The following is a 13,542-nucleotide window of genomic DNA, read 5'->3' as shown; positions in this document are numbered from 1 at the left end:
GGCCGAAGCCAAGAGACAGCTAGCGCCCTTTGCTAGTTGGCTCTTGGCGGGAGGCAATCCCCCAGCGGCGAAGCGTTGTCAAAGCACAACACGTACTTTGTATTGGACCTATTGTCATTCGAGCGTCGGGACAAAAATAAGTAAAGTCATTGAAACCACTTCGGCGCTAGCGGATGGCTCCCGCGATGAGCCAGTCAGGAAGTGCACCTGTCTGTCTCCTCACTCCGCCTACCGCTTGTAAGGCGCCTGCGTTGAGTAAGTGAAAGCCCCGGATATATATTTTCGCTCATTGGCTTCTGACTACTAAACCAGGTGCCGGAGCTTTCTTAGTTTTAATTAGCTTCATCACACCAGCGAAGCGTTGTCAAAGCACAAAACGTACCCTGTCCGGGACACACTTAAAGGTCATGCGATGAAACAACAAACCAAGTATTTAAAGTTTTTTACTTTTCATGTCAAATCTCAATTGGTATACTAAAAGATAGAAGTAAACCATTTTAACTATAGGAAAGAGTGTGCACCGAATGGGCCGTAAATGGAATAATATCAAAGAAAAGAAAGCGTCTAAAGATGCGAACACAAGTAGAATCTATGCAAAGTTTGGCCGTGAAATTTATGTAGCGGCGAAATCTGGGGATCCCAATCCTGAATCTAACCAAGCGCTAAAGTTTGTATTGGAACGCGCCAAAACATATAGTGTCCCGAAAGCGATTATAGACCGTGCAATTGAAAAAGCGAAAGGCGGCGGCGATGAAAACTTTGACGAACTTCGCTACGAAGGCTTTGGGGTCAATGGCTCGATGGTTATCGTCGATGCGTTGACAAACAACGTTAACCGGACAGCTTCAGAAGTGCGGGCTGCCTTTGGTAAAAATGGCGGCAATATGGGTGTCAGCGGTTCAGTTGCGTACATGTTCGATCCGTCAGCTATAATTGGGGTCGAAGGAAAGACGGCAGACGATGTATTGGAATTATTACTTGAAGCAGATGTCGATGTTCGGGATATTGAAGTTCATGACGATCAAGTACTAGTTTATGCAGAACCTTCACAGTTCCACGAAGTACAGGAAGCCTTTAAACAAGCAGGCGTTACGGACTTCACCGTAGCGGAATTGACCATGCTTGCGCAAAATGAAATTTCATTGGATGAAGAAGCCCAGGCACAGTTTGAGAAAATGATTGATGCACTGGACGATTTGGAAGATGTTCAGCAAGTTCATCACAATGTGGATTTAGCATAATTAAGAAGCTGTCCCCAAGTTGTAATTTATTCAGTTGTATCGTGCATAAAGGAAGTAATACAGTTTTAAATAGAAGTTATGACATGATTTAAATATTAAATAGCATCGTGCTTAGCGATGCTATTTTTATTTGTTTAAAGTCTTAGCTAATGAGTGGATTGACGGGAAATTTATATTTTAAAGTTTTTTTTCAATAGAACTGATATAATTTGTAAAGTGAATAAAGGAATTCAATATTCTGACAAAAGAGCCAGATTGCAATAAAAATAAAATTAGGAGGTTCACTATGATTCTAGAAGCCGCAATGCTACAGGTAAGAGAAGGAATGGAATTGGAATTTGAAGCGTCTTTCCATAAAGCGTCACATATCATATCTTCAAGGAAAGGTTACATATCTCACGAATTGAATTGCTGTATTGAAGCGAAAGGAAAATATTTGCTGTTAGTAAACTGGGAGAGTTTAGAGGACCATACAATTGGTTTCCGACAATCATCGGAATACCAAGAGTGGAAAAGTCTTTTACATCATTTTTATAATCCTTTCCCAACAGTTGAACACTTTCAAAAGGTTGATCTTTCGTAATAGATGTTTTTAATTTTAACACCGCAAACGATCCATTTTGTGGAACAGGCTAGATAGGGGACATACAAAATGATACATGGTTTATTTGTAATTTTAGTATAGATTATGCCGAATTTCACTCTTACAAATGCTTTTTGAAGAAGACTTCGATTTGCAGGGACTTTGAGAATTCACAAAAAAATAAGGCATATGTATTGGCTCGCAACGTAAAGTAATCCCCTCGTGCCGAAGTGTTTCTAAACTGTTCAATAGGCAAACTAACAAAAACCGATTGTTTATGATAAACCATTTACTTTGAATGAATTTTCTAGAAAAATAAAAGGGGAGTCAATATGGAAGTAGTATATATTGCAGGTGGATGTTTATGGGGAGTACAGGCTTTTGTAAAAACTTTACCCGGAGTTATGTTTACGGAAGCAGGAAGAGTTAATGGAACAAGTCATACACTTGAGGGTGACTACGATGGGTACGCCGAATGTGTAAAAACAGGATTTGATCCGACAATCGTAACAATCAGGGAATTAATGGGTTATTTATTCGAGATTATTGATCCATACAGTTTGAATAAACAAGGGCAGGATGTTGGCGAGAAGTATAGAACAGGTGTATATAGTGAAAAGCCTGAACACTTAAAGGAGGCGCAGGCATTCCTTAGTGAGAGAAACGATTATGACCTGATAGTTGTTGAAGTATTATCTCTGATAAATTATGTGAGAAGTGCAGAAGAACATCAAGACAGATTGGCTAGATATCCAAATGATTATTGTCATATTCCAGAAAAAATCTTACGTAAATATAAGTAAGTGGGATCAGGAAAAGATGACAAGCTATAGTAAAGGACCGTAAACAACAGGTCCTTTTTATTTAACCAACAATCGCCAAGAATCAGATGGCTCGTCTACGCTCTGGACGTTTTCAGGCGAAAACACAAATGACCAAGGCGTCGCGGTGTATGGAGGAACGTCCAATGTAAGAACAAACTTATCCTGTGCAATTACCTCTTCTTGTTCATTCAGTACAGTGGCTGTTACTTCGCGAATGGAAAGCAGGCTCGAACGATTATTTTGTAAAAAGACCGTTGCGACGAAACCGCCGTCTCGTTTTCGTTTCATAAGAATAGGGCTCGCGGTAAACCCTTTGTGTACCGGTTTCTTTGTCTTGTATTGATGGATAAATGCTTGTTTTTGTTGATCGGATAATGTGTCCTCCCAAGTTTCCTCAAATACCACCTGCATAGTGCAGACCCCCTTTATTTCATAGTTATTCTCGAATATCGAGATTTTATTCCTATATTTACCGTATAGAGCTAAATTCTATTACTTTAGACGAAGTGAACTGAGACTAAGTTCCTTCTAGCAGTGTGGCGCTGAATGCTCTTTGTGAATGATGTATACTAGATACATATTGATTAACATAAATACTAAAGGAGAGAGGTTCATGATTCGAGTTTTATTTGTCTGTTTGGGGAATATTTGTCGTTCTCCCATGGCTGAAGGAGTTTTTCGTAAAATGGTGCACGATGAACAGCTGGCGGATCAAATTGAAGTAGATTCCGCAGGCACAAGTGATTGGCATATCGGAAAGCCGCCGCATAAAGGAACATTATCAAAGTTGAAGGAATACGAGGTATCTGCGGAAGGAATGGCAGGTCGTCAATTAACCATAGAAGATGCAGAGGCTTTTGATTATATTATCGGAATGGATACTGAGAATATAACGAACATTCGTGATCGATTCGGAGACACAGAACATCAGCGCATCATTCGTTTTTTGGATTTAACAAGTCATCAAAAAGATGTACCGGATCCTTATTTCACAGGTGATTTCCAAGAAACCTATGACCTGGTACTTGAAGGCTGCCAAGCGTTATTGGATCTTATCAAGAAAGAGGAACTTTTGAAATGAATATACCAATTTTATATGAAGACAATCATTTATTAGTGGTTGAAAAGCCGGTCAATATCCCTGTGCAAGAAGATCGCAGCGGGGATGTAGACGTACTATCTGCCCTTAAGGAAGACATCAAAAGGCGGTATCAGAAACCTGGAAATGTCTATCTAGGATTGGTGCATCGACTGGATCGCCCAGTTGGTGGGGTGATGGTATTTGCGAAGACATCAAAGGCGGCGTCTCGTTTATCCGATCAATTACGCAGAGGAACGATTGATCGGCAGTATTTGGCGGTCGTTCATGGAGTGCCGAAGAAAAAACAGGCAACACTCCGTCATTTCCTCTATAAAGATCGTCAAAAAAATCAAGTCTTCAGTGTTGATCGAAATTATCCTGAAGCGAAAGCCGCGAGCTTAGATTATCATTTGCTTGGAAAAGAGTCGAATAAAAGTATATTGAATGTCCGTCTTCATACCGGCCGTTCCCATCAGATCCGAGTCCAAATGGCGACAGAAGGTTTTCCGTTGTTTGGGGATCAAAAGTATGGAAGCAGGGTTAACAAACCTGGGGAGCAAATTGCGTTATGGGCACATACGCTGGAATTTGCACATCCAACAACGAAAGAAACTCTGCGTTTTGTCTCGAAACCTCCTAATCTTTATCCGTGGGAACTTTGGAATGACCGAGACCAAGTTTATCAAACTTATGGCTAGTTGTTACAGCAGTTTCTTGACTTACGAATTCGGGGCATCTACACTTAAATGGAAAAACGTCTGCTGGAGGAATTTATGAGCAAGCATCCTTTTATTCCGATTATTGTCGGAACGAATATCAACGCCTATAATATGGCAATTTCATTTCATGAAGAATATCAGATTAAATCGGTCATTGTCGGAAGGGAACCTTTGCCTTTCACAAGTTATAGTACGATCACCGATGTCCAAGAACTTCATCCCGGTTTGCACGATCCAAAGGTTTTTGTCCAATTTTTGCGTGAAGTGGCAAAGAAGTACCGTACAGCTGATCAAAAGCTTGTGCTAGTCGGTACGGATGATTTATATGTACGTTTAATCATTGAACAGCGAGAAGCATTACAAGAGGATTTCTTGTTTAATTACATCGATGAAGAGATTATGAACGCGGTGTATATTAAGAAAAACTTCTACGAGTTATGCGCGGAGCATGGCATCGATACACCTTCTACGTATTTCCATTCGTGTCGATCGGATGAACCGTTTACGGAGTCGGTGTTGTTTCCGGTCATTATCAAGCCGAGTGATGGAGTGCAATATTACCGCCATCCGTTTGAAGGACTTCAGAAAATTTATAAAGTCGATACATATGAGGAAATCAACCGCATTATCCAGATGGTGAAAGCAAGTGGCTATACGGAAGACTTGATCATCCAAGATTTCATTCCTGGAGATGATACGTATATGTGGGACGCGGTCTATTATGCTGATCAACATGGTAAACCACAGCTGATCACATTTGCTCAAGTCGTATTGCAAGAGCGTGCGATGACAGCGATTGGAAACTATACGGCATTGATCACACGCTATCATGAAGAAATGATGACGAAGCTGGCCAAATTCCTGGAAGCGGTCGGCTATGTAGGATATGGGAACTTTGACTTGAAGTATGATGAACGCGATGGCAAGTTTAAAGTATTTGAAGTGAATATTCGTCAAGGACGTTCAAGCTATTATATTACACAATGCGGACAGAACATGGCGAAGTATTTGGTGGATGATTTAGTTTATGATATTGAAAAGCCGCTGACTTATTTGGACGAACATTTCTTGTTTACTGTTGTGCCAAAAGCGGTTTTGAACAAGTTTGTTGATGATCCTTCTATACAAAAGGAAATCAGTTCATTGATCAGAGCAGGGAAGTATGGGAACCCGTTGTTTTATAAAAAAGATCGGCATATGAAGCGGAAGTTGTATTTGTTGATGAGACAGATTAATTATTATAAGAAATATAAGAATTCAAAAGATTAAATAAGAAAAATCTGCCCTAGAAGTCGATTCCACCTGACTTCTAGGGCTTTTTGTATGAGAAAACTGGCCTGATCAGCGGGGAGAGAAAAGTGCAGTATCTGGCTGGTTTGGTTCGGTCCAAGAGTGCTTTGGCGCGTACCTCTGCATTTCTTGCCAATCATGAAAAAAAGCTGTTACTGAAAGCGTTTGGACTTTCAGAACAGCCATGTTTTATTTCATTAGCTAAATCTATCAACAAGATCATGCATTTTCTCGGCTTCGGTGTGTAGATCGAGTGAGGCGTGCATGATAGTGTTGATGGCGGCTTTCTGTTCGTCGATTGATGCGTTGACTTCTTCTGTTGCAGCTGCGGATTCGGCGGCAACGGAAGCGATTTGGTTAATGGCCTGTACAACGCTTTGTCGATTTTCATCCATATTGTTCATATCATTTTCCATTGTTCGGAGCAAATCCGTAATATTATTAATGGAATCCGATAATTGTTCAAACGCACTTTTGGTTTCTTGAATCGTGTCTGTTTGATTACTCGATAGATCGAGTGTGTATTTCATTTGATTTTCAGCAGATGTTGTGTCTTTTCGGATGTGCACTAACAAATCACGAACTCTTGTGGTCGCTTCATTTGTGTCTTCCGATAATTGACGGACTTCATTTGCGACAACAGCGAACCCTTTACCGTGTTCACCTGCACGTGCAGCCTCAATACTGGCGTTCAGTGCGAGTAAATTCGTTTGCTCAGAGATGGAAGAAATCGTCTGGACAATCGTCTGGATTTCGTTCATTCTCGACATCAGTTGTGAGAAGTTACCTTGCAGATCATGGATAACTACATTGAAGGTTTGAGAATTTTCTTCTAAGTTTACTGCCTTTTCCATTCCGGAATTTTGCAAACTGTTAATGTTGTGCATCTCTTTGACGACGTGTTCGTATTGTTCAGTCGCATTGGAAATAAGTGCAGATAAATGATCGACTTTCGTAATGGCGACTTCCGCTTCTTCCGCTTGCATCACTGCTCCTGAAGAGACTTCATTAATCGCGCTGTGGATCTCATCTGCAGATGCTGTCGTTTCCTCGGTGATAGCACTGAGCGTTTCGGAAGATTCCTTCATGCGCTCTGAGGATAATCTAGTGTGACCGACCATTTCGTTTAAACTGTTTTTCATTTCATTCACATTTTCAGCCAGATGACCTAACTCGTCACGAGAACGGATAGGAATATCCAAACCTGTCAGCTTACCTTCTGCTATTTCAGCGGTGATTAAGCGGATATTCTTAATGTATGATGTCAGGCGACCTGAGAAGATAGAGAACAAAGCAATACCGACGATGACAGAAATAACGACAGAGATTAATGTGTACCAAAGAACATTTTTCGCGCCTGCGTTAAAGTCCACTATATAAGTACCAGCCGCCACAATCCACCCCCAGTGAGGATCCTGTAGGCTATATGTGATTTTCGGTGCTTCAACATTCAAGTTGGTAGGTAACGGCCAATCGTATTGTACATACCCGCCTCCGCTTTTTGCTTCAGCAATGACTTCGCGAATGAAGTACCGGCCGTCTTTCGTTTTAGATTCATACAGACTTTCACCTTCCTTTTGCGGATGGACAAGCAAAGTACCTTCTTCATCCACTACGTAAAAGTAGAAGTTCTCGCCGTATTTTGCTGGATTATCTAAAGAGCGCGTTCCGCCTTCATCCAAGGGGGCTCCCATAATTTTTATTTTTGCTCGGTCCTGTGCTTCTTGCAAAGTGAGCGCTCCATTTTCTACCTGTACATTCAACTCGTCAATTAAATCAAGTACAGCATATGTACCGTTTTGGAGCCCCATTTCACCGACTTTTTCTAATTCCGACTTTGCAACAAAGTAGTTGACGATTCCGACTACAATTAATGGAATCAAAATAACTAAAGCTGCAAGCGCTATCAATTTGTTGCGTACTGAGCCTTTCATTGTGTATATCCCCCTTTTTTACAAAAAACATGAAACTTTTCTCCCTTATTCATAGTATAGGCTATTTTGGATAACAACGGAATAGCATATAACATTTGACATGTGAATTTTCAACGAATTCGGCTTGAGTTTCAATTCGCAATTCATTCGTCGCCCCGTTTCTTGACTTGAAAAATGCAGTAAGCTACACTTAATAGAGCTGTGGCTGTACCATTCTTTCAAAAATCTACACTTTTTTGGATAGGCTTGAAACTTGAATTGTACGGAGCTGCAGTAACGTAAGGAGTGTTCCGGAAGTGCCGATTTTGGATAAAAACAAAGCAGAAGATGTTAGAAGATATGAAACGTTTGTAAGAAATTCACCTTTTAGATCAATTACCCAGGATCCCAATTGGGCGAATGTCAAAGATGATTGGGGAAATGAGCAAGTATATGTTGAACGTGATGGTGAGATTGTAGCAGCGATGTCACTGCTGATCAAAAAAGTGCCAGGCGGATATTCATTGTTATATGCTCCGAGAGGTCCGATTTGTGATCTGCATGACAAGCAATTAGTAGAAGAGTTATTGAAAGAAGCCGATGTGATTGCTAAGAAATACAAAGCATTTGCACTGAAAATGGATCCTGAACAACTCTTTACAGAAGAATTGGATCAGATCTATCGCAATGCTGGTTACATAGTGCGCAACGAAGGGGCAGGGAAAGAGGATTTGATTCAGCCCCGATATAATATGATTGTAAAATTGACAGACGAAGATCCGGATTCTTTGATGTTGAAATTCCGGGGGCGTACAAGAAGTAAAATACGTAGTTCAGCACGCAACGGGGTGGAGGTTACTTACTCCCGAAGTGATGATTATCTAAAGAAGTTTTTTGAGATTTACGAAGAAATGTCTGTTCGAAATCAAATTTCAATCCGTTCATATGAATACTTTCTGAAAATGCGTGAAGCCTTCGATGACTTGCGGATTTACTTGGCTAAGCATGAAGACGACTATTTGGCTGGCGCTGTGACCATAAACTATAACGGCAAGCTATACTATCTGTATGCAGGTAGTTCCAATACAAAACGTAACCTAAATCCCAGTTATCTCATGAATTATGAAATGATGAAGTGGGGGCTCGAAATCGGAGCCGAACAGTATGACCTCGGAGGAGTATTTGTTCTCGATAGCGAACAGGACGGATTATATAATTTTAAAAACAGTTTTTGCCAAAAAGATGGAGTAACCGAATTTATTGGAGAAATTGATAAAGTATATAAACCATTCATCTACAACATGTTTGTAAAAGTGGTGCCTAAAATCCAAAAGATGAAAAAGAAGCTTCAAAAAAAATAACCGGTTGAACCCCTCAACTAAAGAAAAGAGTGAACCGAATGACTTTTTTAGATAAGCTGAATGAATCTTTGCGCACGAAATGGAAATTTAAGCAGCCCATGCCGATCCAGACGCTCATGATTCCCGAAATGTTGGCTGGTAAAGATATCGTGGCAGAGTCGCCGACAGGAACAGGTAAGACATTGGCATATGTCTTACCTTTGATCCAAATGGTTAATGGAGATTTGCCAAAGACACAAGCACTAATTATAACGCCTTCGCAGGAATTGTCGATGCAAATTGTTAATGTGATCCGTGATTTAGTAGAGGGAACTTCTGTAACAGTTACCCAGCTAATTGGCGGCGCAAATATGCAGCGTCAAATAGAAAAACTGAAAAAGAAACCAACGATTGTAGTAGGGACACCTGGAAGATTGAATGAACTCGTAAAAGAAAGAAAGTTGAAGATGTACGATGTTCATTATGTAGTTATCGATGAAGGCGATCAGTTACTTTCGCGCGAATACAGAGTGATGGTGAAGAGCTTGATTGAAGCAGCAAATCCTGAACATCAGCTTGCAGTCGTCTCCGCTACAATCACTGAGGAGATCGAACTTGTTGCCAAACGGATGATGAAAGATCCGATCCGCTTACAAGTCAATGCAGATGAAATCCCGGAGAGCGGACATGTTGTTCATTCCTACATCAAAGTAGATGATCGCAAGAAGACAGATGTTCTGCGCGGAATTTCTGCGTTATCTGGAGTCCGTGCCTTGACCTTCATGAACAATGTGGATCAGTTACGGATGAAAGAGTTAAAGTTGTTGTATAATGATGCACCAATCGCTGTTTTGTATTCCGATATGAAGAAGTTCGACCGACAGAAAACGCTTGAGGACTTCAGGGAAGGCAAGATTCGTGTACTCATCGCAACGGACTTAGCAGCTCGTGGCTTGGATATCGAAGGATTGACACATGTAATCCATGTCGATGTGCCTCATACTGTGGAGCAATATTTGCACCGTTCAGGACGTACAGGACGCGCAGGGGCAGATGGTGAAGTACTGACATTGCTCTCTTATGCAGAAGAGCGGGATTATCGTAAGGTTACAAAAGGAATCAAGACTGTACAGAAAGTTTGGTACAGCGGAAATCTAGTCGAAGGTAACGCCAAAACGGTTGAAGAAATGAAAAAAGCTGCGCCGAAGACTAAGAAATCGAAACCTAAACAAAAAAAGAACTAATCAAACTGAGCATCGCGGTATTTCGCGCATGCTCTTTTTTATGAAAAAAGAGCATTGCAGTTTCACAATGCTCTCGAATATCAATCAAGCTTAGTCAGGATAATTGGCTCATCTTTCGTGACAATAATCGTATGTTCAATTTGGGCGACCAATGATTTATCCGGCGTAGCAAACGTCCAGCCATCATCCAGCTCAATCACATGCTCCGCCTTCTGCGAAATGAACGGCTCTACAGCGAGTACCATACCATCTTTCAGCAGTTCTTTATCCCACGGATCATAATAATTCAGGATATGTTGGGGTTCTTCATGAAGAGAAGTCCCGATTCCGTGTCCTGTAAGATTTTTAATAACATGTAAGCCATGATCCTTTGCTTCTCGCTCCACTGCTTTTCCGATCTGGTTCAGACTTGATCCTGCCTTCACTTTCAACAAAGCTCGTTCTAAAGAAGACTTTGCTACATCACATAGCTTTTGTTTAGCGTCATCGGGTGTACCGACTACAAAAGAAATGCCAGTATCCGCAAAATAGCCATCACGCGATCCGGAAACGTCTACATTGACCAGGTCACCGTCTTTAATGACATAGCTGCCCGGAATGCCGTGGGCAACTTCATGATTAACGCTGATGCAAGTATATCCGGGAAAGTCGTATTGATCGATAGGTGCAGAGACTGCTCCTTTTTCCGCAAATAATTTACCTGCTATTTCATCCAATTCTTTTGTCGTCATACCAGGCACAGTTGCTTCTTTCACTGCTTCACGAATCTCCGCCACGATCCGTCCAATCGCGCGCAACCCATTCAATTGTTCTTCGTTTTTTACAATCATGTTCACAAGTCCTTTCTTCCGTACAAATTATACAATCCATACTATATCATACTCTACTCATGAATTTTTAGTGATTTGCCCACAAAATCACTTGTCTATTTCAGTACTTTTATTCCTTGGAAAACATTCCAAATGAGCACGACAAGAAACAATAGGCTATATAAGACGATGAACATCAATGGAGCGAACCCCCAGAATAGAACATTGCCATCTAGCATTGCACCAGATTGAGTGTTGAATGAAAGGACGGAAAACGACAGTAAGACAAAGGCGGCAATCAATAAAGACATGGGAATGATATGAGAAATGAATGACTTTTTCGCGTGATTGCGAACCTCAACTTCATCTGTCACAAAATATATAATAGCAGGCAGCAAAAGAGGCGCAAAAAAGATGCTGAAGTAACATAGGGAAGAGAGTAATTTTGTATTTGACATATGCGGTAACCTCCAATACTTTCCTCTATAGCATGATAGTTCATACTATAACCTATACCCAATTTTGCCAAATCATCACACAAAAAAACACAGCTGTTTGAGTTTGCAGCTGTGTCACAAATTTTGCGCTTTGGAAAATCGTTTCTCCATGATCAAGATGAATGCAATTACAGCCGAGAGAAATAAGGCTGCTGTAGAAACAAATAATTCATCTGTGCCATTCTTGATGGCAATCCCGATAAAAGACCAAATGACGATGAGATTAAACATATAATCACGATAATGATACATGAAGTGCAATGCAATTGCCGTAGCAAGACTTAAAAAGAACACAGTCCATAAAGGGTCACTCAAGCCAAAGCCGGACCAATCATGGAATTTGAAAGCATAGTAGGTATTGGCGATTACGGCGATGAAAATCCATCCTGTATAGGCGGAGATAGGTAACCGTTCGCGGTTCATACCATCTGTTTTTGGATAACTGAAATAGAAAACCAATAAGCAAATCAATAAACCAATTACACTGATAATTGCCCAATAATAATAGCTATAATGCCACAACAACAACCATGCTATATTTAAAAAGCAGCTGACACTAAAGCAGATAGTCCGTAGATTGGCAACCGACGAAGTCTGCCCAGCTGATGTTTTAGTAAATAAATATAACCAACTTACCATTAATAAATCCAGTACAATCCAGATGGAAAAAACATACTCTGCCGGCATGAACAGAACAGGTACTCGATTGGCGATTTCCCATGTTGTAAGCCCGTTCAGCGGAATCAAGTTTGCGGCGATATGAGTTCCAATCATGATGAGCAACGAAAGTGCCATCAAAGTTATTCTTAGCATGATAAAATCCTCCTGAAGAATAGTATACAGAGAATTTGTGATGATTGAAGCAGAAAGTATGAATTTTCCTTTACAAATGCGAAATGATGGCGTTCTATTGTCTTGTAGGGAAGAAAAATACTATAATAGTTAATAATGAATTCAGGTATACAGCATTGATTCTCCATTTCATTCATAACCTGAAGAGAATATACGGTTGAAACAGAATTCGTAGAAAAAGGATGAGGGGAATATGATATTACTGGAAGGAGAGCAGTGTTATTTACGGATACTGACGGAAGACGACGCCTATCAGTTCACCCAGCTGCTCATTGCGAATAAAGAGTATTGGACAGAATTCGAACCGCGGCACGACAATACGTACTACACCGTAGCCATGCAGCGAGACAAAATTCGTGAATCTCTTTATCAAATGCGGGACCGAAGAGAATATAATTTCGGAATTTTTGATTCCAAATCAAGCATGATTATCGGGCAGATTTCTTTGTACAGCATCAAGCGCTTGCCGTTTTCAAGTGGGTTTGTTGGCTATTCGATCGATCAAAGGGAGACGGGCCGGGGAATCGGTACGGAAGCAGTCCGCCTAATCAATGACTTTGCTTTTGAAAAAGTGAATTTGCATAGGGTCGAAGCCTATGTATCTCCACGCAATACAGGCTCCGTAAAAGTATTAGAGAAGGCAGGTTATCAACGCGAAGGCTTGCTGCGTCAACTTTTATTTATAAACGGAGTGTGGGAAGATCACTATATGTACACGATCTTGGAAAGTGATTATTGAAAGGGCAAGACCGCATGGCGGAAATGGATATCAAAAGTAAGGAACCGGCTCTTCGAATAGAAGGGAGCCGGTTCTTTCGGTATGAGGGTGGAAGAATTGGAGAGTGGCACCGTTGATCTACGTTCCAGGCGGCGCGGGGCGTGCGGTGAGCCTCCTCGTCGCTACGCTCCTGTGGGGTCTCACCTGTCGCGCTAATCCCGCTGGAGTCGCCGCCTTCCACTCCGATCAACTAGCGTATTTTCCTAGCGTTAGTGAGTTGACCCACCAATCATAAAGAGATAAATGCTCGATTTAACTTCTCTGAAGGATGGGGAATTTTTTGGCTAAGTATACAACTACACGTACTCCATACAGTGATTTCACAATATGCTACGGCTCACTATCTAGGGATTTGCGTGGAAGACGGGGCG

General features: G+C 41.1%; 14 protein-coding genes. 9 read left to right on the top strand and 5 right to left on the bottom strand.

Going from position 1 to position 13,542, the window contains the following annotated elements:
• Nucleotides 1-524 precede the first annotated feature (524 nt).
• The 3 genes from MKY93_RS15885 to MKY93_RS15875 all read left to right on the top strand — a co-directional run bounded on the left by MKY93_RS15885 (nt 525) and on the right by MKY93_RS15875 (nt 2,627).
• Entirely contained in the window at nt 525-1,241 is a 717-nt protein-coding gene (locus MKY93_RS15885) for a YebC/PmpR family DNA-binding transcriptional regulator (protein ID WP_009498490.1), read from the top strand.
• 286 nt (nt 1,242-1,527) lie between these two features.
• Entirely contained in the window at nt 1,528-1,824 is a 297-nt protein-coding gene (locus MKY93_RS15880) for an antibiotic biosynthesis monooxygenase family protein (RefSeq protein WP_340760128.1), read from the top strand.
• Nucleotides 1,825-2,156: 332 nt separating this feature from the next.
• Nucleotides 2,157-2,627, top strand: coding sequence for a peptide-methionine (S)-S-oxide reductase (locus tag MKY93_RS15875; protein WP_340760127.1), 471 nt, complete (start codon nt 2,157-2,159; stop codon nt 2,625-2,627).
• Nucleotides 2,628-2,684: 57 nt separating this feature from the next.
• Here the strand turns inward: MKY93_RS15875 and MKY93_RS15870 are convergent, their stop codons facing one another.
• Nucleotides 2,685-3,059: an SLAP domain-containing protein gene (locus MKY93_RS15870; protein WP_009498487.1), complete on the bottom strand. Its 375-nt coding sequence runs from the start codon at nt 3,057-3,059 to the stop codon at nt 2,685-2,687.
• 202 nt (nt 3,060-3,261) lie between these two features.
• On the opposite strand from MKY93_RS15870, the gene MKY93_RS15865 reads away from it, so the two are divergent.
• The 3 genes from MKY93_RS15865 (at nt 3,262) to MKY93_RS15855 (ending at nt 5,717) form a co-directional block, all read left to right on the top strand.
• Complete coding sequence (locus tag MKY93_RS15865) at nt 3,262-3,729, top strand: low molecular weight protein-tyrosine-phosphatase (RefSeq protein WP_340760124.1); 468 nt, start codon at nt 3,262-3,264, stop codon at nt 3,727-3,729.
• Nucleotides 3,726-4,427, top strand: coding sequence for an RluA family pseudouridine synthase (locus tag MKY93_RS15860; protein WP_340760121.1), 702 nt, complete (start codon nt 3,726-3,728; stop codon nt 4,425-4,427). The genes MKY93_RS15865 and MKY93_RS15860 overlap by 4 nt, the downstream gene beginning before the upstream one ends.
• A gap of 75 nt (nt 4,428-4,502) precedes the next feature.
• Nucleotides 4,503-5,717, top strand: coding sequence for a carboxylate--amine ligase (locus MKY93_RS15855; RefSeq protein ID WP_340760119.1), 1,215 nt, complete (start codon nt 4,503-4,505; stop codon nt 5,715-5,717).
• Nucleotides 5,718-5,935: 218 nt separating this feature from the next.
• On the opposite strand, the gene MKY93_RS15850 is transcribed toward MKY93_RS15855, so the two are convergent.
• Complete coding sequence (locus MKY93_RS15850) at nt 5,936-7,672, bottom strand: methyl-accepting chemotaxis protein (protein ID WP_340760117.1); 1,737 nt, start codon at nt 7,670-7,672, stop codon at nt 5,936-5,938.
• A 296-nt stretch (nt 7,673-7,968) separates the two neighbouring features.
• On the opposite strand from MKY93_RS15850, the gene MKY93_RS15845 reads away from it, so the two are divergent.
• Together MKY93_RS15845 and MKY93_RS15840 are read left to right on the top strand one after the other, a co-directional pair.
• Entirely contained in the window at nt 7,969-9,012 is a 1,044-nt protein-coding gene (locus MKY93_RS15845; protein ID WP_340760115.1) for a lipid II:glycine glycyltransferase FemX, read from the top strand.
• Nucleotides 9,013-9,050: 38 nt separating this feature from the next.
• A complete protein-coding gene (locus tag MKY93_RS15840) occupies nt 9,051-10,235 on the top strand; it encodes a DEAD/DEAH box helicase (protein ID WP_009498481.1) in 1,185 nt (394 codons plus the stop codon).
• A gap of 80 nt (nt 10,236-10,315) precedes the next feature.
• Here MKY93_RS15840 and map read toward each other — a convergent pair whose 3' ends face one another.
• From map to MKY93_RS15825, 3 genes are all read right to left on the bottom strand, one after another.
• Nucleotides 10,316-11,065: a type I methionyl aminopeptidase gene (gene map / locus MKY93_RS15835; protein WP_009498480.1), complete on the bottom strand. Its 750-nt coding sequence runs from the start codon at nt 11,063-11,065 to the stop codon at nt 10,316-10,318.
• 95 nt (nt 11,066-11,160) lie between these two features.
• Entirely contained in the window at nt 11,161-11,502 is a 342-nt protein-coding gene (locus MKY93_RS15830) for a hypothetical protein (RefSeq protein ID WP_340760112.1), read from the bottom strand.
• A 114-nt stretch (nt 11,503-11,616) separates the two neighbouring features.
• Nucleotides 11,617-12,354, bottom strand: coding sequence for a tryptophan-rich sensory protein (locus tag MKY93_RS15825; RefSeq protein WP_340760110.1), 738 nt, complete (start codon nt 12,352-12,354; stop codon nt 11,617-11,619).
• Nucleotides 12,355-12,586: 232 nt separating this feature from the next.
• On the opposite strand from MKY93_RS15825, the gene MKY93_RS15820 reads away from it, so the two are divergent.
• Nucleotides 12,587-13,132, top strand: a complete 546-nt coding sequence (locus MKY93_RS15820; RefSeq protein WP_009498477.1) for a GNAT family N-acetyltransferase — start codon at nt 12,587-12,589, stop codon at nt 13,130-13,132.
• The last annotated feature ends 410 nt before the right edge of the window (nt 13,133-13,542 follow it).

The sequence above is a fragment of the Sporosarcina sp. FSL W7-1283 genome (assembly GCF_038003105.1).
Lineage (GTDB): Bacteria > Bacillota > Bacilli > Bacillales_A > Planococcaceae > Sporosarcina > Sporosarcina newyorkensis.
This window is presented reverse-complemented; position numbering and strand designations above follow the sequence as displayed.

Coding starts and splice junctions, on each gene's coding strand:
- MKY93_RS15840 (WP_009498481.1), top strand. CDS start 9,051: ATGACTTTTTTAGATAAGCTGAATGAATCTTTGCGCACGAAATGGAAA.
- MKY93_RS15850 (WP_340760117.1), bottom strand. CDS start 7,672: ATGAAAGGCTCAGTACGCAACAAATTGATAGCGCTTGCAGCTTTAGTT.
- MKY93_RS15860 (WP_340760121.1), top strand. CDS start 3,726: ATGAATATACCAATTTTATATGAAGACAATCATTTATTAGTGGTTGAA.
- MKY93_RS15820 (WP_009498477.1), top strand. CDS start 12,587: ATGATATTACTGGAAGGAGAGCAGTGTTATTTACGGATACTGACGGAA.
- MKY93_RS15830 (WP_340760112.1), bottom strand. CDS start 11,502: ATGTCAAATACAAAATTACTCTCTTCCCTATGTTACTTCAGCATCTTT.
- MKY93_RS15825 (WP_340760110.1), bottom strand. CDS start 12,354: ATGCTAAGAATAACTTTGATGGCACTTTCGTTGCTCATCATGATTGGA.
- MKY93_RS15870 (WP_009498487.1), bottom strand. CDS start 3,059: ATGCAGGTGGTATTTGAGGAAACTTGGGAGGACACATTATCCGATCAA.
- MKY93_RS15865 (WP_340760124.1), top strand. CDS start 3,262: ATGATTCGAGTTTTATTTGTCTGTTTGGGGAATATTTGTCGTTCTCCC.
- MKY93_RS15880 (WP_340760128.1), top strand. CDS start 1,528: ATGATTCTAGAAGCCGCAATGCTACAGGTAAGAGAAGGAATGGAATTG.
- map (WP_009498480.1), bottom strand. CDS start 11,065: ATGATTGTAAAAAACGAAGAACAATTGAATGGGTTGCGCGCGATTGGA.
- MKY93_RS15885 (WP_009498490.1), top strand. CDS start 525: ATGGGCCGTAAATGGAATAATATCAAAGAAAAGAAAGCGTCTAAAGAT.
- MKY93_RS15875 (WP_340760127.1), top strand. CDS start 2,157: ATGGAAGTAGTATATATTGCAGGTGGATGTTTATGGGGAGTACAGGCT.
- MKY93_RS15855 (WP_340760119.1), top strand. CDS start 4,503: ATGAGCAAGCATCCTTTTATTCCGATTATTGTCGGAACGAATATCAAC.